This window comes from Rhodohalobacter barkolensis (genome assembly GCF_002834295.1).
GTDB classification, from domain to species: domain Bacteria; phylum Bacteroidota; class Rhodothermia; order Balneolales; family Balneolaceae; genus Rhodohalobacter; species Rhodohalobacter barkolensis.
In genome coordinates this window covers 458,454-476,946 of sequence record NZ_PISP01000002.1, presented here as the reverse complement: position 1 = coordinate 476,946, position 18,493 = coordinate 458,454, and the positions used below count along the sequence as shown (strand labels likewise).

The 18,493-nt window shown below is 42.3% G+C and carries 15 protein-coding genes and 1 pseudogene; 2 read left to right on the top strand and 14 right to left on the bottom strand.

The window, feature by feature from the left end; genetic code table 11:
* Positions 1–34: 34 nt before the first annotated feature.
* From CWD77_RS09795 to CWD77_RS09785, 3 genes are read right to left on the bottom strand one after another with little or no spacing between them, the layout of a single operon-like run.
* On the bottom strand, positions 35–1,021 hold the full coding sequence (locus tag CWD77_RS09795) for an NAD(P)H-quinone oxidoreductase (RefSeq protein ID WP_101073380.1): 987 nt from the start codon (positions 1,019–1,021) through the stop codon (positions 35–37).
* The gene (locus tag CWD77_RS09790) at positions 999–2,498 is read right to left on the bottom strand and encodes a lipopolysaccharide biosynthesis protein (RefSeq protein WP_101073379.1); all 1,500 of its coding nucleotides are present in this window, start codon (positions 2,496–2,498) and stop codon (positions 999–1,001) included. Before CWD77_RS09790 ends, CWD77_RS09795 begins: the two co-directional genes overlap by 23 nt.
* A gap of 2 nt (positions 2,499–2,500) precedes the next feature.
* Positions 2,501–3,427: a glycosyltransferase gene (locus CWD77_RS09785; RefSeq protein ID WP_133120212.1), complete on the bottom strand. Its 927-nt coding sequence runs from the start codon at positions 3,425–3,427 to the stop codon at positions 2,501–2,503.
* Positions 3,428–3,475: 48 nt separating this feature from the next.
* Here CWD77_RS09785 and CWD77_RS09780 point away from each other — a divergent pair, with 48 nt between their 5' ends.
* A complete protein-coding gene (locus CWD77_RS09780; RefSeq protein ID WP_101073377.1) occupies positions 3,476–4,309 on the top strand; it encodes a glycosyltransferase family 2 protein in 834 nt (277 codons plus the stop codon).
* Between the two features lie 39 nt (positions 4,310–4,348).
* Here the strand turns inward: CWD77_RS09780 and CWD77_RS09775 are convergent, their stop codons facing one another.
* From CWD77_RS09775 to gatC, 5 genes and pseudogenes are all read right to left on the bottom strand, one after another.
* Positions 4,349–4,639: a HigA family addiction module antitoxin gene (locus CWD77_RS09775; protein WP_101073376.1), complete on the bottom strand. Its 291-nt coding sequence runs from the start codon at positions 4,637–4,639 to the stop codon at positions 4,349–4,351.
* A 10-nt stretch (positions 4,640–4,649) separates the two neighbouring features.
* A pseudogene (locus CWD77_RS15795) lies at positions 4,650–4,931 on the bottom strand (type II toxin-antitoxin system RelE/ParE family toxin).
* A 72-nt stretch (positions 4,932–5,003) separates the two neighbouring features.
* On the bottom strand, positions 5,004–5,861 hold the full coding sequence (locus tag CWD77_RS09765) for an ATP-grasp fold amidoligase family protein (RefSeq protein WP_165779125.1): 858 nt from the start codon (positions 5,859–5,861) through the stop codon (positions 5,004–5,006).
* A gap of 8 nt (positions 5,862–5,869) precedes the next feature.
* A complete protein-coding gene (locus CWD77_RS09760) occupies positions 5,870–8,359 on the bottom strand; it encodes a hypothetical protein (protein ID WP_101073374.1) in 2,490 nt (829 codons plus the stop codon).
* Positions 8,360–8,409: 50 nt separating this feature from the next.
* Positions 8,410–8,700 carry an Asp-tRNA(Asn)/Glu-tRNA(Gln) amidotransferase subunit GatC gene (gene gatC / locus CWD77_RS09755; RefSeq protein WP_101073373.1) on the bottom strand — a complete coding sequence of 97 codons (291 nt, stop codon included), beginning with the start codon at positions 8,698–8,700 and terminating at the stop codon, positions 8,410–8,412.
* Between the two features lie 179 nt (positions 8,701–8,879).
* Between gatC and CWD77_RS09750 the strand changes: the two genes are divergently transcribed.
* On the top strand, positions 8,880–9,371 hold the full coding sequence (locus CWD77_RS09750; protein WP_101073372.1) for a metallophosphoesterase: 492 nt from the start codon (positions 8,880–8,882) through the stop codon (positions 9,369–9,371).
* Between the two features lie 69 nt (positions 9,372–9,440).
* Here CWD77_RS09750 and CWD77_RS09745 read toward each other — a convergent pair whose 3' ends face one another.
* The 6 genes from CWD77_RS09745 to CWD77_RS09720 all read right to left on the bottom strand — a co-directional run bounded on the left by CWD77_RS09745 (position 9,441) and on the right by CWD77_RS09720 (position 18,458).
* Positions 9,441–10,451: an isocitrate/isopropylmalate dehydrogenase family protein gene (locus tag CWD77_RS09745; protein ID WP_101073371.1), complete on the bottom strand. Its 1,011-nt coding sequence runs from the start codon at positions 10,449–10,451 to the stop codon at positions 9,441–9,443.
* Between the two features lie 79 nt (positions 10,452–10,530).
* The gene (gene tsaD / locus CWD77_RS09740; RefSeq protein WP_101073370.1) at positions 10,531–11,517 is read right to left on the bottom strand and encodes a tRNA (adenosine(37)-N6)-threonylcarbamoyltransferase complex transferase subunit TsaD; all 987 of its coding nucleotides are present in this window, start codon (positions 11,515–11,517) and stop codon (positions 10,531–10,533) included.
* Between the two features lie 144 nt (positions 11,518–11,661).
* Positions 11,662–13,590, bottom strand: coding sequence for a molecular chaperone DnaK (dnaK, locus tag CWD77_RS09735; protein WP_101073369.1), 1,929 nt, complete (start codon positions 13,588–13,590; stop codon positions 11,662–11,664).
* A gap of 39 nt (positions 13,591–13,629) precedes the next feature.
* Positions 13,630–14,058 carry an Hsp20/alpha crystallin family protein gene (locus CWD77_RS09730; protein ID WP_101073368.1) on the bottom strand — a complete coding sequence of 143 codons (429 nt, stop codon included), beginning with the start codon at positions 14,056–14,058 and terminating at the stop codon, positions 13,630–13,632.
* A 120-nt stretch (positions 14,059–14,178) separates the two neighbouring features.
* Positions 14,179–15,468 carry a 3-phosphoshikimate 1-carboxyvinyltransferase gene (gene aroA / locus CWD77_RS09725; RefSeq protein ID WP_101073367.1) on the bottom strand — a complete coding sequence of 430 codons (1,290 nt, stop codon included), beginning with the start codon at positions 15,466–15,468 and terminating at the stop codon, positions 14,179–14,181.
* A 2-nt stretch (positions 15,469–15,470) separates the two neighbouring features.
* Positions 15,471–18,458: a tetratricopeptide repeat protein gene (locus CWD77_RS09720; protein WP_101073366.1), complete on the bottom strand. Its 2,988-nt coding sequence runs from the start codon at positions 18,456–18,458 to the stop codon at positions 15,471–15,473.
* Positions 18,459–18,493 lie beyond the last annotated feature (35 nt).

Sequence of the window (18,493 nt, the reverse complement as noted above, 5' to 3'; positions counted from 1 at the left end):
AATCACGGATATTTCGTTAAATCTATCTAACCCGCTACATATTGGTAAGTACAATCTTTCCTGCATTGCGATTCTCATTCATCATTTGGTGAGCTTTTTCCACATCTTTCCAATCAAAAATTGCACTGATTACAGGAGCGAGTTCCTCATTTTCAAAATAATCCTTGGTATTTCTCCAGAATTCATCTGTCAGTTGTTTTTTATACTCAATCGATCGATTGCGCAGAGTTGAACCGCGGACAGTCAGCCTTTTTCTTAAAATGGGCACCAGACTCATCTCTTCAACCTTAGCCCCACCCAACATGGATAGATAAATCAAACGGCCATCAATCGCCAGAGAGCTGATATTTTTCTCCCAATAGGGCGATCCCACAAAATCGACAATCAGATCCACACTGCTCTCGCCAAATCGCTGTTTAATCTTTTCAACAAAATCTTCCTCTTTGTAATTTATCTGGAGTGCAGAGCCCAACGACCGGCAAAGATTCAGTTTCTCTTTACTGCCGGCTGTAACCGCTATTTGAGATTTCCTCAATTTTTTAGCCAATTGGATCGCTGCCGTACCCACTCCGCTCGCGCCTGCATGAATCAAAACCGTCTCCCCATCCTTCAACTCTCCAAGCCAGATCAACGCCTGGTAGGCTGTCAAAAAAACCTCCGGGATGGCCGCAGCCTCTTCAAACGACAGAAAATCGGGCATCTGAATTGCCATCTCTTCATGAATCGTACAATACTCGGCATATCCTCCACCACCAAGCAGACCAAACACACGATCTCCTTTTTTAAACTTTCCGACACCTTTTCCCACAGACTCAACAACGCCGGACATTTCCAATCCTAGTATTGACGATTCACCCTTAGGAACCGGATATTTCCCTCTTTTCTGAAGCAGATCAGCTCTATTCAGTGCTGTGGATTTTACCTTTACCAACAGTTCACGCTCTCCGGGTTTAGGAGTTGGATAATCCCCCATCTCCATTACCGGTTCGTCGGATTGATTATTTATCAGAAGTGCTTTCATGTTGGTTTCTATTTATAAAGTTAGAAATCAATTCATTTATGTCTGCCGACACTTTGAAATAGAGCAGCGGTGCCACAAAAAGTGCTAAGTATATCAAAGACTGAAGCGTTCCGGATATCCATAGGTTCTCAAAACCAAATTCGCTCCATCCCGAAATGTAGAGAGCAGCAGCGCCAAGTAACAATACAATTACTGTTTTGATCGTGAACGGAGTCATGTTCATCCTGACCCGGACATACAAATACTTTACTCCGTTGTATAAAAATATTGCTCCGGCAGAAGCAATCGCTGCGCCTTCAATGCCGTATTGAGGAATCAACAGGTAGTTTGCTAGAATGGTCACCGCAACTAAAATGATATTTGTATAGAAACTAACTCTGTAGTGCTTGGAGTTCAGTAAAATCACACCGTTTGAACCGTTCCCGATATCGATCAATTTACCAATACCGATAATAAACACCACCCATTTTCCATCCCGATATAACTCCGGCAAAAACGAGAAGAGCAAATCCACGTTCAGCCATATAATCCCAAAAATAGTTAGCCCGAGAATAAGTTGATTCAGCGATGTCTTTTTATAAATACTGTCTACTTCATTCCACTTCTTCTGCTTGATAAATTCCGAGATCAACGGAGTTGCGATCTTATCAATAGATCTTTGCGGAACAGCTATTACTGAGCCGATATAAAATGCTATGGCATAAATAGCGGTACTGTCGAGGCCTGCCATAGAACCAAGCATCAACACATCCACATTCCAGACAAGAACCGTTGTTAACCCACCCAGCAGAGAATAGAGACTATAATTGGCCATCCCTTTCACCAAGCTTTTCTTCAAAATCCTGAAGTTGGGTTTAATTCTAAACTCTTTTTTACGGATGATCTGCGCCAAGATGATAAGTGGTTGTGATGCATAACTCAGAACAAACAGAGCTACAAACTGTGCAAAATTGATCCATCCAAAGAAGTAGAAGCCCAGAAATAGAATGGCAAACAACCGCTGTGACACTTCATTAACAATTGAGCCGGTGGTAGAGTCACGAAGTGATCTCAAATAGTTATTGAGTACTTCAAAATAGAGTACAAATAGTGTCAGTGGGAGCAGCCAAAGGTAATAGTCCACAAAAAGCGGTGATCGTTCAGAGTAAACACTGATCAACAGTTCATCAAACAGGAAGAAGAGAATCGTAAAAAGTAAAAAACCACCAAACGGAACAGTCAGTGCCCAAAAAAGAAACCCGTGTTCTTTAGGGGATGCATTCTTAAAAAATGGAAAATAGCGCAGAATCAGATTCTGAAACCCTAAATGCGCAAATTGAGACATGATTAAAGCAGCAGAAACCATAACCCGTGTAAGTCCATATTGGTCGGGATCAAGGATGTGAGGATAGAGAAAGACGGTCAAAACAAAACCGAGACCGATTCCCACATAGATTATCAGACTATTCCAAACACTCTGTTTTGCAATAATTCCCAACTCTACGCCCCTCCCCGATCAGATTTCAAAAAACCGTTCAAGACCCAAATCCTGAATTTCAGGATAAATGAGGCTGCTTTCGCTTTTCCTTTCAAAAGGTATCCGAAACTCAGTATTAAACTCGCGGCAAATTTCACCAGTTCACTTAGCAGTTTTACGGCTTTTTTACCGGGCGAGTGCTGCAAACGAACTTTTTCACTATAACCAATACCCATTGACTGATTTCTCAGATACTCCTTCGTCAATCTTTTTTGCCCGATTCGGTGATACAAACTCATTTCAGGCCAATAATAAAGCTGAAAACCGTGTTCTCTGGCCCGGTCAAAAAAAGCCTTCTCTTCGCTTCCCAAAAGCTCTTTCCCGATTCTGCCCAAATCCGTATCAAATCGCCCAATTGCATCAAAAACCTCTTTTTTGATCAACATATTACCACCTCGCGGAAAGTTAGTTTTGGGATAAACTTTCTCCCGATCTCCCAGGTCATGCAGGCCAAACATCGGCATCAGTTCGGCCGGAATCCAATCGGGTTCGTCCTCATCAAAAGAGACATATATTCGGCCTCCAGCGCATTTAACGTCCGGATTTTCTGCAATTTTGCCAAGAGTCGTTTTTATAAAATCTTTGTCTAAACGCACATCATCATCAATGTAGAGTACCGAATTGAATGTTGCCACATCAATTGCCCTGTTTCTGGCAAACGAGAGGCCCTGGCGGGTTTCTTCAACTGCTCTGAAGTTCAGACGAGAATTCTCTTTCTCAAAATCGGCACAGACTTCCGCCGTTTGATCTGACGAGTTATTATTAATCACCAAAATCTCAAACTGATTTGAATCTGCAGTCTGATCCGATAAATATCTGAGAGTATCACTCAGATAATCTGCCCGGTTGTAGGTACAGATAGCGATCGTTATGGATGTGTGGTTTTTCATATGTATTTTGTCCGGCAACAAATATAACGAAATGGAAGCAGAAGAAAATTGAGCTCAGAAAATCATTCCAAATCCCTTGTTTCAGCAATTATCCCTACGCACAATCGTGCAGAACTTCTGGAACGCGCCATTCAATCCGTTCTGGATCAAACATGGGAAAATATGGAAATTGTTGTTGTAGATGATGCTTCCGGCGATGAAACACCACAATTGCTGGAAGCCCTTTCTGATCAACATAAGAATTTGAAAGTAATTCGGAATAGCACCTCAAAGGGGGCATCCGCCAGCCGAAACATCGCGATCAATCATGCAGAAGGCCAATATATTGCCGGGCTTGATGATGATGATTTTTGGAGGCCCAGACGCATCGAGTTATTAATGGAAGATTTTGATGATAAGTATTCAGCTGTTACATCAAATGACCGAATGGATTTTGGAGAAAAAGAGATTGTATGGAAAAAGAAGCCGGTTATCACACTTCATGATCTTCTTTTTTACAATCAGGTGGGGAATCAGGTTTTAACTAAGAAAGAGTATCTGCAAAAAATCGGCGGGTATGATGAATCACTTCAATCGGCTCAGGACTATGATTTATGGATTCGGCTGGCACATGATTTCGGCCCGATCAAGACAGCATCTCATACTCTGCAGGTTGTCAATATGAGCGAAGACCGGGAAAGCATCACAACGTCCGAAAATCAAATAGATGGGTATATCGCCTGCTTTCAAAAGCATAAGGAAAAGATGAATGCGGAGCAGATTAAGTATCAAAATTACCGGATCCGGGTCACTAAAGGGGAACATACCGGGTGGCTTGAACTCTTTAAAGCAACCCCACGCCATCTATTGGTGAAAGAGATAACCCGGAAGCTTTTTCTCTAAAAGAGATCTATACTGTTTGCACCAACTAAAAAACAATTTTCATACAATAGGTTGTATCTCCTTTTTTAGAGAATCACCAATTTCATCATACGTTTTTTCCAGTTCAAAGCGGTCTTGAAGACGAAGCCAGAATTCCGGTGAGGTATTCAATGCCAATCCGAATCGTATAGCTGTATCTCCTGTAATGGCTCGTTTTCCATTTACTATTTGATTCACTCTGTTGGCAGGTACTTTAATAATACGTGCAAATTCTCTTTGAGAAATATTTATCGGATCTAAAAACTCCTCCTTCAACATTTCTCCGGGGTGTACAGGTTTTAACTTTTCCATATATATTTAGTTAATGATAGTCTACAATTTCAACGTCAAACGCATCCCCTTCTTGCCATTTAAAACAAATCCTCCATTGCTGGTTAATTCGAATACTATGCTGCCCATCCCGATCACCCTTAAGTTTTTCGAGTCGATTCCCCGGCGGCGATTGCAGCTCTTTGAGCTCAGTCATCAGATCAATTTGCAACAGTTTTCGATATGCTCATTGCTGAATCTCTTCAGGAAAATTCTTTGAATAATTACGATGGTAGATCTTTTCAGTCTCTTTATCTGCAAAAGATTTAATCATTGGCACTATGTTACGTTACACGTAACAAAATATTCTTTTAAATTTTATTACCAAATAAAAATATGATTTAATTTACAATTTCAACTTTTTACCTAGCTCAAAGTCAAAACTATCCGGTTGATAGGCTATAAATCCATTTCCGGGAAAATTGGTCAGTTCGCCGAAATAAATTTTGCCATTCACGGAATACAAATCGACTCTGATGAAGTCAAATTCTGAAGCAAGACGTTCAGCCACATCTATCATCTCATCTAAATTCTGTGGTTTTGTGATCTTCTTTTCTGAATTTGGATAGAGGCATTTTACATCGAACAATTGAAAATCACGGTTATATAAATTTCTTCTTTGGTTTTTAAATCTGCCCATATCAACCTGTATCATCTCAACCCGACCGTGAAAGCAGAAAAATTTATAGTCTTCGGGAATCTCATCCTCACTGCTGGTGAGTAATTCTTCAACAACAATTTTTCGAGGTACATCTTTATATACCCATTCTCTCCCAAATTTTGCATAGTCGAAATTGAGCCAACTCTGAGTCAGCTTCTTTATCTCCTCAAATTCCACAGATGATTTATCAAAAATCAGTTTAACCATTCCGCAGCCGTGATTCCCTTTAAGAACAAATCTGCCGGGAAGGGATTCCCAATCGGAAATATTCAGCTCATCCGTTTGCAGCAACAACGGGATTAAATACTCTTCACCTACTTTCTCTCCCACATAGTCTCTAACCTTTAATCGATTTGCGGCTATTTTTCGGGAAGGGTTTCGACTATTTAGCTTTAAATACTGGATTTTCTCTGTCAATGCGGAAGGCTTGCGCAGATCGAGTGGTCTTCCTACATCAAACCAATATCTGATTTTGGCGTACTGACGGTCTGAAAGGATTTTGTGAAAACCGCCCCAAAAAATTTTCCTGGTGACACTTCGCACAATATGTTTTAATCCTGACGGGATATTTCGCCACCTTTTTCTTTTTTAAATTGGATGAGACCAATGGCCAAAATCAAGAACAACATCACAGTACCAATTCGGGATAACCATTTCCCCGTTTCGTACCAGACAGGTTCCATTTTCATGGTCAAAGTGTGTTCGCCGGATGGGATTTCGAAACCTCGAAGCACATAATTTGTACGAATCATGTCAATCGGCTCTCTGTTTAATGTTGTTACCCAGCCTTTGGGATACCAGATTTCACTGAGAACTAAAAACCCACTCTCCTCTGCACTGATTTGCAATTCAATTTCATTTGCATTGTATGTTGATACAGAAACAGACCTATCCGCATCTGAAGGATAGTCACCAATATTTTCAACCGTAAAAGCTACGTCAGATGGATTAAAATCTTCAGATATTTGATTCAGCACATCCGTTTGACCTTCTGATCTTTCTACCCGATCAACAAACCACGCTTTCGGCAGTACATCCTGGTTTTCCATGACAACTCCATCTCCCCCCTGATATACGGGCTCAAACCCGGGGATATTAAATGCACCCTGCGCAGATAGATATTTCACATTCAGCATATTTAAAACGCCCTTATTGACACCATTCACGCCTGAAAAAAGTGCCTCATCGATCAGGTCCTGATAGTATCCGAGTTTGGCTCCGGAATAACCACCCAGCGACGGATAAAAATAGGCTGGTGTTGCATTATTAAACGGATTATCCAGCATCGGTAAAACCCTGTATTTCCAACCTTCATCATTGACAACCCCATCCTTTAACACTCGATCAATTTCTCGCTCCATTCTGTCCAAAACCTGTTCTCGATCCAGATCCTGGCTAACCAATGAACCTTCACTCATATATCGCTGATCCACTCGTATAAAATCAGCAGCCAGCAATACGCAAAACAGCATACCCCCAACAGATAGTGAGAGCTTTTGCATTCCCACAGCAAACAGAATTCCCACTCCCGCAAAAAAGAAAAGGGCGAATCGAAGTGTATCCCCTCGTGCAAGCTCTTCACGCTGGGGTATCATCTCATTCTGTAGGTACCTGTCAACTGCCTGTGAAACTCTGGGATCGTCAACAGGTACTTCATTCTGACTTGCTATCTGTTCTGCAATATTCTGTCGTTCACCCGGTTTTTCGAAGGATAAAAACTGAAACCCAATCAAAACTGCAATTAAACCAACACCTGAGGCGATGTATAAAGGTTTCTTCCATTGAGTTGAATTTTTCTTTTCTCTGATCTTATCAAGCATCCAGTCTAATCCAAAAACGGCCGGAACGGAAAAACAAAAAACAGAGATCATCAACCACATTTCCGGCACTCGAAATTTATCGAATAGGGGAAAATATGCGAACATTACGTTATTGAGTGCACCGAAGTTCTCCCCCAAAGAAAAAAGCAGTGTAGCAATACCCGGCCCTAAAAATACCCATTTTAATTTGTGTGTGGACTTTAATATTCCAACAACTAAAAATAAGAGTGAGAGGGCTCCAAAATAGTGTGGACCACTCGTAAAAGACTTTGGGCCCCAATAAAGCTCCGAACCACCATAAGCTCCAGGAATGATTAATGTCAGCAGTTCACCCCAGCCCTGCGACCAGGCAAATGCATAATCTCTTGCAAGTCCCTCATTTCCGGCAAGTTCTGATCCACCTCTCATGCTAAATGATGAGTACTCTAAAGTACTCCAATAGAGCTGAATAGAAATGAGAACTGCGACGACTGCCGCCCCGACTAACCATCCCGTGTGAATGGCAAATGGTTTAAATTCTTTTGATTGGATGGCTTTTACCAAATCATAAATGAAGAGAGTGCCAAGTGGAAACAGAAAGAAATAAGTTACCTGAGGATGATAGGCGCGCAGATGAAGAGTCAATGCCCAGGCAAACAGAAACATTGCCAGCCATGGATTCACTTTAGACCTCGTTAAAAGAAAATATCCATTATAAAGCCAGGGTATGTAAATGTACGCCAGAAACTTTGCGTTATGACCGGCACCTATGATGATCGGTAAATAGGTGGTCAACCCAATAATAATTGCTCCAAAAACTGCTGACAGTGGTCTTACACCCAAAAGAATAAACATAAGATAGGCGCCACCCAATAAAATCCACATCTCTGCGGCGGGATAGATAAACTGCAGAAATTTTAGAAGTGTGTTATCCAGATTACTGATTTGAGGCGGATGAGAAATGGTAGTAGCCGGCATTCCGGAGAACATATTGGTTGCCCAGTGTGCCGGTTCATCATACTGCTCTTGATGTTCTATCAGTGATTCAGCACCTGCTCTCCATTGTATAACATCGTTTCCCATATACTGCTGCCCGCCAATAACGGTGGAATAAAAAAGAACTACCGGTAGAATAAAAAGAAACCCTAAGCAGTATAGATGTTTCTTTCGATCTGATAACGACTCCCAAAAGTCAGGTTTTTGAACTTTTTTTTCTCTGTTTTTACTCTTTTTGGAAGCCATTTATTAGGATAGAATTGAAATTTGGACTAAAAATCTGATCTTCTAAAAGATTATTCAATCACACGGGGAACACGGAAATAGTCAGAATCAGCATCAGGAGCATTCTTCAGGGCGTCTTCGTGGCTTAACGGTTCTTTCGCTTCGTCCTTTCTAAACTCTGTTGAGATTACTTCAGTCACATGCTCCAACGGCTCAACATCTGATGTATCGAGCTCATTCAGGGTTTCAATGTAGCCCAGTATATTATTCATATCTTTTTGCAAGCCTTCAGCTTCGCTATCATTTAATTGTAAGCGCGCTAGGTTTGCAACATAGTACACATCTTCTTTACTGACTGACATAAACTGATCTTTTATTAATTCAAGTAGATATTTTTCGATTGATAAAGGTAAGAAATCCTGATCAAAAGCTTAAGTCAGGCGAATTATTTCTACAGGGTAAACTACGGTAAGTATTTTGGCTTTATTATTTCCCTGTTTTATGTTTGCTTAATAGAAATATTATAAAAAAGACACACTTTATGCTAATTGGCATCTGTTCAGATACCCACGACCACGTAGAAAACATAAAAAAAGCCGTTCAAAAATTTAAAAAATTCAACGTTGGCAAAGTGATTCATGCAGGTGACTACTGCAGCCCTTTTACAATTCCACTTTTCGAAGGTCTACCTCTACACGGAATCTTTGGCAATAATGATGGAGATAAATTTCTGTTGATGAAAAAATTTGAAGAGATAGGAGCTGTTCTCCATGGTGATTTTTTCAGTTTTCAAGTAGAGAAGTTGAAAATTGCTGTTTACCACGGCACTTATTCCGAAATCACCGAAAGTCTAGAATCGTGTGGAAAATATGATGTGGTTATCTCGGGACATACTCACGAGGCAAAAGTTGGGGCAGCCGGTGATACCATTACAATCAACCCGGGAAGCGTAAACGGTTTTGATCAAGACCCATTGATTGCTCTGTTCGATACGGACAAAAAACAGGTAAGATTTATTGAACTGACCAATTAAAAACAGAAAAGGCCGTATGAAATTCACACGGCCTTTTGTATTGTAATTACGTATCAAAAAAAGAGAGAATTAATCCCTTAAAAGCTTACAGATCGCTTCTGTATAACTTTCTGTATTTCCTTCTCCGCCAATATCCTGTGTACACTCTTTTTTATGTTCCTGGAGTACGGTATAGATAGCCGATCTGATTTTTTCAGCCAGCCTGTCCTCCCCTAAATACTCCAGCATCATAAGTGCTGAAAACAGTAGTGCTGTTGGATTCGCAAGTCCTTTTCCGGCAATATCCGGTGCTGAACCGTGAACTGCTTCAAACATCGCTGCATCATCACCAATATTCGCTGCACCGGTAACACCAAGTCCGCCTACCAGACCTGAAGCCAGATCCGATAGTATGTCGCCAAAGAGGTTTGTAGTCACAATCACGTCAAACTGTTGAGGACGCATAACCATCTGCATTGCCATATTATCCACAATCAGATCTTCAAACTCAATTTCCGGATAGTTTTGGGCAATCTCTTTACCGATTTCCAGGAAAAGTCCGGTCGTCAGTTTCAGAATGTTTGCTTTGTGTACCAGCGTTATTTTTTTCCTTCCACGCTTCTTGGCATATTCAAAAGCAGCCGTAATAATTTTTTCACTCGCCTCGCGTGTTACCACAGCAATACTTTCAGCATGTGTTTCCTCTTTATCCACCCAATGTTCTTTTCCAATGTAAAGCCCCTGAGTGTTTTCTCTGAAAAGAACCAAATCCACACCTTGGAAAGGGCTGTCAATATTTGGGAGCGACCTCGCCGGACGAATGTTGCTATACAAATTAAATTGTTGCCGAAGAGCCACATTGATCGATCTAAAACCTGCCCCAACCGGTGTTGTCAAAGGACCTTTTAAGGCAATTCGATGCTCTTTAACAGCCGCAATTGTCTCTTCCGGTAGTGGAGTCCCCAATTCATCATTTGCTCCTTCTCCTGCTTTACACTCAATCCAATTGATTTTTGCGCCGGCTGTATCTAAAATTTTTGTTACCGATTTCGTAATCTCTTTCCCAATTCCGTCTCCCGGAATCAATACAACATTATGCATAGGTTAGTCAGTTATTTTGATCAATTTTATTTCGTTCCAAGATATGGATTTTAAGACTTAGATTTGAATGAAATCGCTTTTAACTCACTCGCGCAAAGGGTTTCAGGCTCAAGTCATCAAAATCACCAACTCTTGCTTTCAACGCTCCGGTTACGGCAATCATCGCTGCATTATCTGTGCAATATTGAAGAGCGGGGATCATTAAATTCAAATTTTGATCTTCAGCAAATTGAGACATTTTTTTTCTTAACATAGAATTTGCAGATACCCCGCCTGCCAGCATCACATGTTTCACTTTTTTCTTTTTTACGGCTCGTTTCAGCTTTGCTACCAACACATCTGTTATAGCTGCAGAAACGCTGGCACAAATGTCATTCAGATGATTTTGTACAAATTCATCTCCTTTCTCCTGCGTGTAGTAAAGGACACTGGTTTTCAGTCCGGAGAAGCTAAAATCCAACCCTTTGTTGATCATCGATCGCGGAAAGTCATGAAATTTTGGGTCTCCCTCTTTAGCTAATTTATCCACCTCCGGTCCTGCGGGATAAGGCAGACCAAGGAGCTTTCCTATTTTATCAAACGCTTCCCCGGCCGCATCGTCCCGTGTATCTCCCAATAGCTCATGATTGAAAGCTTTATCAACATAAACCAATCGGGTATGTCCGCCGGATACAATCAAACCGACAAAAGGGTAGGTCTCTTCATGCTCAATGAAATTGGCGTACAGATGAGCATCGATGTGGTTGATTCCAATGAGAGGTTTTTTATATGTGAGTGCCAATCCTTTCGCAAAACTCAACCCAACCAACAGAGACCCCATCAAACCGGGACCTTGAGCTACCGCAATTGCATCAATTTCTTCGATTTTCACACCGGATTCTTCCAACGCCTGACTTGTCGTTTTCCAAATTGTTTTGTGGTGAGCCCGCGATGCCAGCTCAGGAACAACTCCCCCAAACTGTTCGTGCACCGCCTGCGAAGCAATCACATTTGATAAAATTTCACCATCTGCCCATACAGATGCGGCCGTTTCATCACAGGACGATTCTATTCCCAATACTTTCATGACAATCTTAACTTTGGCGTCTTTGAAAATTCTTCATTTTATCGGTGCACAATATAAAGCTATTTCACGTATACCCGATAAAAAAGAAGCCCTTCATCCAAATGGAGAAGGGCTTCTGAAATTTGACTTCAAGTTGAGTCCGACTTACTTCTTGTCATCCTCATCTTCGTCTACAACTTCGAAGTCTGCATCTACAGCATCATCACCTTCGGCTGATTCCTCAGCTCCGGCTGCGCCATCCTGTGCAGCTCCTTCGGCTTGTTGTTCAGCTTCAGCCGCTTGATAAATCTCTTGCGAAGCTGCAGCCCAAACCTGATTCAGTTCTTCGATAGCAGGTTCGATCTCGTCCACTTTCTCTTCTTTGTGGAGCTCTTCAAGCTTAGTAAGAGCATCTTCGATCTTGGTTTTATTATCATCCGAGATCTTGTCTTTATGCTCATCCAGCTGCTTGCGGGTTGAGAAGATCAGAGAGTCTGCTTTGTTGAGCGTTTCAATTCTCTCACGGATTTTCTTATCCTCATCCGCGTGCTCTTCTGCAGCATTCTTCATTTTATCGATCTCCTCTTCACTCAGACCGGAAGATGATTCAATTCGGATACTCTGCTCTTTACCTGTGCCTTTATCTTTAGCACTTACATTCAGAACACCGTTGGCATCCAGGTCGAACGTAACCTCAATTTGAGGCACTCCGCGCGGTGCCGGCGGTATTCCATCCAGGTGAAATCGGCCAAGTGTTCGGTTATCCTGAGCTTTGGCACGTTCGCCCTGCAAAATGTGAATTTCAACACTGCTTTGATTATCTGCAGCGGTGGAAAATGTCTCTTTCTTGCTGGTTGGGATTGTCGTGTTTGCTTCAATCAGCTTGGTCATCACGCCACCGAGAGTTTCAATACCCAGTGTAAGCGGAGTTACATCAAGAAGGACAACATCGTCAACATCTCCGGTTAGAACTCCACCCTGAATTGCAGCACCAACGGCAACAACTTCATCCGGGTTCACACCTTTGCTAGGATCTTTTCCGAAGAATTCCTTCACAACTTCCTGAATCTTCGGAATACGTGTTGAACCACCAACCAGAATAACCTGATCGATTTCATTCTTGGTAATTCCGGCATCTTTCAGTGCTTTTTCACACGGTGTAATTGTTTTCTTAACCAAATCATCAACCAGTTGCTCAAATTTTGAGCGTGTTAAATCGATGTTTAAATGCTTCGGTCCGGAATCGGTTGCAGTTATAAACGGAAGATTCACATTTGTTTTTTGTGAACTTGAAAGCTCAATTTTTGCTTTTTCAGCAGCATCCTTTAAGCGCTGCATTGCCATCGGATCTTTTCTCAGATCGATGCCTTCGTCTTTTTTAAACTCATCGGCCAGGAAGTTAATCACACGCTGGTCAAAGTCATCACCACCCAGGTGAGTATCACCGCTGGTAGATTTCACTTCAAATACGCCGTCTCCCAGATCCAGAACAGAAACGTCAAATGTACCACCACCAAGGTCATAGACAATAATCGTCTGATCTTGATCTTTCTTATCGAGACCATATGCCAGCGATGCAGCTGTTGGCTCATTGATAATTCGTTTTACATCCAGTCCCGCAATTTTACCGGCTTCCTGTGTTGCTTTTCTCTGTGCATCGTTGAAGTAAGCAGGAACGGTAATAACCGCTTCTTTCACTTCTTCGCCCAGATACTCTTCAGCCGTCTGCTTCATTTTTTGCAGAACCATTGCTGAAATTTCCTGCGGAGCGTATTTACGGTCATCAATTTCCACTCTGGCGGTTCCATCATCACCTTTTACAACCTTGTATGAAACCTGGTCAATTTCATCTTTTACCTCGCCGAACATACGTCCCATGAAGCGCTTGATAGAAGAAACTGTTTTGTCTGGATTTGTAATAGCCTGACGTTTAGCAGGCGCACCCACTAAGCGCTCTCCATCTTTTGAAAATGCAACTACAGAAGGGGTCGTTCTTCCTCCCTCCGAGTTTTGAATTACAACGGGCTCGCCGCCTTCCATTACGGAAACGCAGGAGTTTGTTGTACCTAAATCTATACCTATGATCTTACCCATAATATTATCCTTGTTTTACTTTTTATTCTGATAAACTGTTTAATTAATTGGAATCGACTGGCTGTCGCCATCCTCTTCCGAAACTTTTTTCGATACTGTTACTTTGAGCACTCCATCATTGAATACTGCATTAACCGATGATGTATCAGAATGCTCAGGAAGAGCAAAAGCTCTCGAGAAGGAGCCTTGTTTGCGTTCACTCTTCACCAACTCTTCACCGTCTTCAAGAAATAATTCTCTATCGCCACTTACGGTAATTACACCATTCTTTAATGTGATGGAGACCTGCTCCTTCTTCATTCCGGGTAAATCCATCACAACCGAATAGTTTTGATCACTCTCTACTACATCACATCGTGGATGAAAACTTGCCGGGCCTTGTGCAGGCACAGCACGTTCTACCAGTTGCTGAATATCTCTGCCGAGTTTTGATAGTTGTTTTTCCAAGTCGATACTGAAGTTGCTCATAATATTTTTCGATTTTACTCTACTATGAGCAACCTCAATGCCAACATTAGTTCACTTGGTTGATCACTGACGTATTGACATAGAGATATGCGGAATTATTTACCGTTGTCAAATTGACAACTACGATTGGGTAAGCTCGTGTAAATGTGTCCAGAATTGTGGATAGGAAATTGATGTGCACTCCGCATCTTCCACTTCGCATGAACCTGATGACCGAGTGGATAGAACAGCTGCCGCCATAGCCATCCTGTGGTCGTGATATGATTTAAATCTTGCCGGCTTTGGAGTAAAATCGGGATTACCATGAATAATCATCCCGTCCTTCTGAAGCTCTATTTCGGCCCCGGCGGATGCTAATATTTCTGCCATCGCAGAGAGCCGGTCTGTCTCCTTATGCCTCAGTTCCTCAGCACCTGTAATCACAGATCGTCCGTCGGCAAAACACATGGCAACCATCAAAACCGGTAGCTCATCAATGCAGTTTGGAATCAACTTGGGATCCAGTTCAATGGGATTCAACTGTGCCGATTTAACGGAAATATCAGAAACCGGTTCTTTGCCGGCAATTGCAGAGTTTGATTGAGTAAATTGGGCTCCCATCTCTTCAAGAATATGATATATACCCGTTCGGGATGGATTCATTCCAACTTTAACAAGATCCAGTTCAGCGCCGCTGTTTATAGATCCGGCAACCAGCCAAAATGCTGCAGCAGAAAAATCACCCGGTACTTCATAATTTTGAGCAGGCAAAACATCACTTCTGCTGCTTCGTATGATTTTTCCGGTTCCAAATGGTTCTGATTTTAAACCCAATAGCCGTTCTGTATGATCCCTGCTGGGTACAGTTTCAATCACTTCAGTGGGTTCATCACCAAAAAGTCCGGCAAGTAGTACGGATGACTTTAACTGCGCACTGGCAATTGGCAAAGGATAGCGTAATGGATTTAATCCGTTGTGAGGTTCAATTCTAATAGGTGCAAACTCCTCATCCCTTCCCGATATATCGCAACCCATTTGCCGTAATGGATCTATGATCCGCTTCATGGTTCGCGACGAGAGTGATTCATCACCAATCAGCTTACATTTTATTCCGGCACCCGCCATAATTCCGGAGAGAAGACGCATCGTTGTACCGGAATTTCCACAATCCAGAGGTGATTCAGGTGGTCGAAAACCATCCCGACCTACACCTTCAATTTCAACGCGATTCCCTTTTTTTTGAATGGAAACGCCCAATTGCCTTAAGCAGGACAATGTGCTTTGGGGATCCGCAGCCGAAGAGTAGTTTTCAATTATACTATTTTCATCACTGATTGCCGCAAATAGAGCCGCCCTGTGCGAAATTGACTTATCGGGTGGCATCACCAACGTCCCTGCCAACTTTTCTGCAGGTTTAGTTTTTTGAATCATAATTAATTTCTATTGAGAAGTGCTTCTGCTTTTTCGGCGCCGGAGGTTCCCGGATATTGTTCTACAATAGATTCCAGCAGTGACATGGCGTCTCCACGGCGGCCTTCTCTTATATGAATTTCTGCTATCTTGTACTGCGCTTCAGCTACCCAAACATCATAAGTTTCAAACAGCACCTGCACCCGGGAAAATGCTTCACGAGCAGATTCGCTGTCTCCGGAGCTAAGATAGGACTCTCCCAATAAATATTGAGCTTCGGCTCCAATATCTGTGGTATTATTTTCAGCAACCAATGAAAAGAACCTTCGGGCTTCTTCTACCCGGTCATCTTCTAATAAAACTTTACCCAAACCAACCCGGGCAGCATCACTGTTTTCATCGATGGAGAGAACTTCCTCAAAATTTTGCCTGGCCTCATTAACATTACCCATTGCGATATTCGCGTTGCCCATACCTAAAATTCCTTCCTGTCGATATCGTGCATCAGCTTCAATAAGCTGCTCATAGCTTTCGTAAGATTCCCGGTAATTTCCTTCATCGTAGTGTAACCGACCTAACTCTGCAAGCGCACTTGCCGTTTGGTCAGAATCAGGAAAATCATTTACCAATGTTTGTAATGCTTCTATAGCCGCTTCCGTGTTATCGGTTCTAACATATGCATCAGCCATATTGATGTATGCATCCGGAACCAACTCTTGGTTATTGGTAATTCTAAGATATTGTCGAAATTCATCTACGGCAGCTTCATAGTCACCCGACTGCATCATATTTTCGGCCTGTCTGAATCGTAATCTATCAGCAGTGGATGAGGTTGGATTATCCGCGAGAAACTCCTCCAGAACTTCCGTGGATGAATCCTCTTCACCGGCTGACAACTGCGCAAACTGGATACCGTTAATGGCTTCGATGATATAGTTACTGCGTGGATAATCCTCTAAAACCTGATTGTAAGCTTCGATCGCCTGATCATAATTTCCGGCATTGTAGTACGAGTCACCAATGTTGTACTGAGCTCGTGCGGCCCACTCTGTTTCGGGATAGCGATTGATCACGGCTTGAAACTCCTCGATTGCCTGATCATAATTTCCTGTATTGAGATATATATAAGCCACGTTGTACTGAGCCTGCTCTCGCAGAGATGAGAATGGATAAATTCTTAATACTCGCCGAAACTGTGAGACGGCTTCAAAATTTTGATTCATGCGATAGTAGCTGTTTGCTACCTGAAACATCGCATAGTCTCCTCCGGGTTCTGCACCAATTGCCATATTGTAATATCTGAGTGCATCTTGATATTCACCCTGCGCATAGAAAGCATCCCCAATTCTCAATTGAGTATCGGTATCGAAAGGAAAAAGGGCTATTGAGGGAGGATCATAGTTCTCCAGAAAATCGATTAATGGAGCCGTTGCATTTTCAAAATCACCCATCATAAAGTACGACCAGCCAAGAGCATATTTTGCAGCTCCTACCAGTTCATGATCCGGATAACGCTCAATAAACTGCGCATACTGCGAAGCTGCAGGGCCATAATTCCGGATCTGATAATGAGCATCTGCACTCCAGAATAGTGCTTCTTTCCCTAGTGTTGACTCAGGTGATTCGTTATGAACTCGCTCAAATTCCGGTTGAGATTGTTCATAGGCCTGATTACTGTATTGCACCCATGCTCTTTGAAAACGAGCCTGACGCTTCACTGCAGGATCTAAATCGGAGATATCCTCAGCAATTTCAAAAGTTTCGAGCGCACGTGTATACTCTCCATTTGCAAAATAGACTTCTCCTAAAAAAGTAATTACCTCACCGGGATTTTCAAGTTCTTCAGCACGCTGCGCCAGGGGTCTCAGAGCCTCAATGGCTTCTCCATAAAAACCAACTTCAAATGCCAAAACTGCCCACTCGAAGTAGGCCTGCTCAATGAATGCTCCCGACTGAAAACGATCCCCGAAATCACGAAACGATGAAATCGCCTGATCTGATCTTCCGGCCATTTTTTCATTCGCTCCTTTATAGTAAAGAGCTTTTCTCGCAAGTTCGTCATCTCCTGTTGCAGCCTCGCCGAATGATCGGGCTGCCCAGTGATAGATTTCCTGCTTATGATATACCCAACCCAATCCATAATGGGCAATTCTTAAATCATCATCCTCTTCAGCCGCATTGATATACTGACGGTAAAATCTTGTTGCATCCTCATACTGGTTCAGGGCATTATAGCTCTCTGCCGTAAGGTAAACTGCTTTTTGACGATTTTCGTGATCCAAATGCGGAAGAGCGTCTTCAAACGCGCGGATTGCCTCTTCAAAATTTCGCTGCTGGTAATACGACTCACCCAGTGCTGTACCAATTCTTCTTGTCATCGCATCAAAAGGATAGCGCTCTCTTAGAAGCTCAAATGCATCAGCTGATTCATCAAACTTCTCCTCTTCAAGGAACAATCGGCCTCTTGCATACAGGGCCTTTGGTGCCCAATCACTTCGGCGATGCTCATCAGATAGTGTTAAAAAATAATTGCGTGCCAATTCGAAGTCGCCATTCTGAGCAGAAGTTTCACCCAAAATGTAGTAGAGCTCGGCTTTATCACTGCCCGACTGTGGATAGCTCAGTGCAGCATCAAGATTCGATATTGCCTCCTCCAAGTCACCGTTTTCTTTATGTAAATGTCCAAGTTCTTTTAATAGTACAGCAGAACGTGTACTCATGGGGTAGGTTTGTACAAATTGATCAACATGGCGCTCTACACCGGATGAATCAATTTTTATATATGCACGAGCATGCAGGAAAGAGGCAGTTTCCCGTGTTACAGAATTTTCTGCACTTGTTTTGGCAGTCTCAAATAGTGGGATTGAAGCTTCATATAAGCCCTTATCAAATAAGTTTAGAGCTTCCTGAAAATCTTTTTGATAAGATTCCTGATGTTGCTGGCCAAACAGAAGTGACGGTACAACAAAAATCAGAGTAGTTAGTAGGTAACGATGAAAAGTTCGACTCATGAAGATTTTGAATAATAGATTCTTTGCAAGGGGTG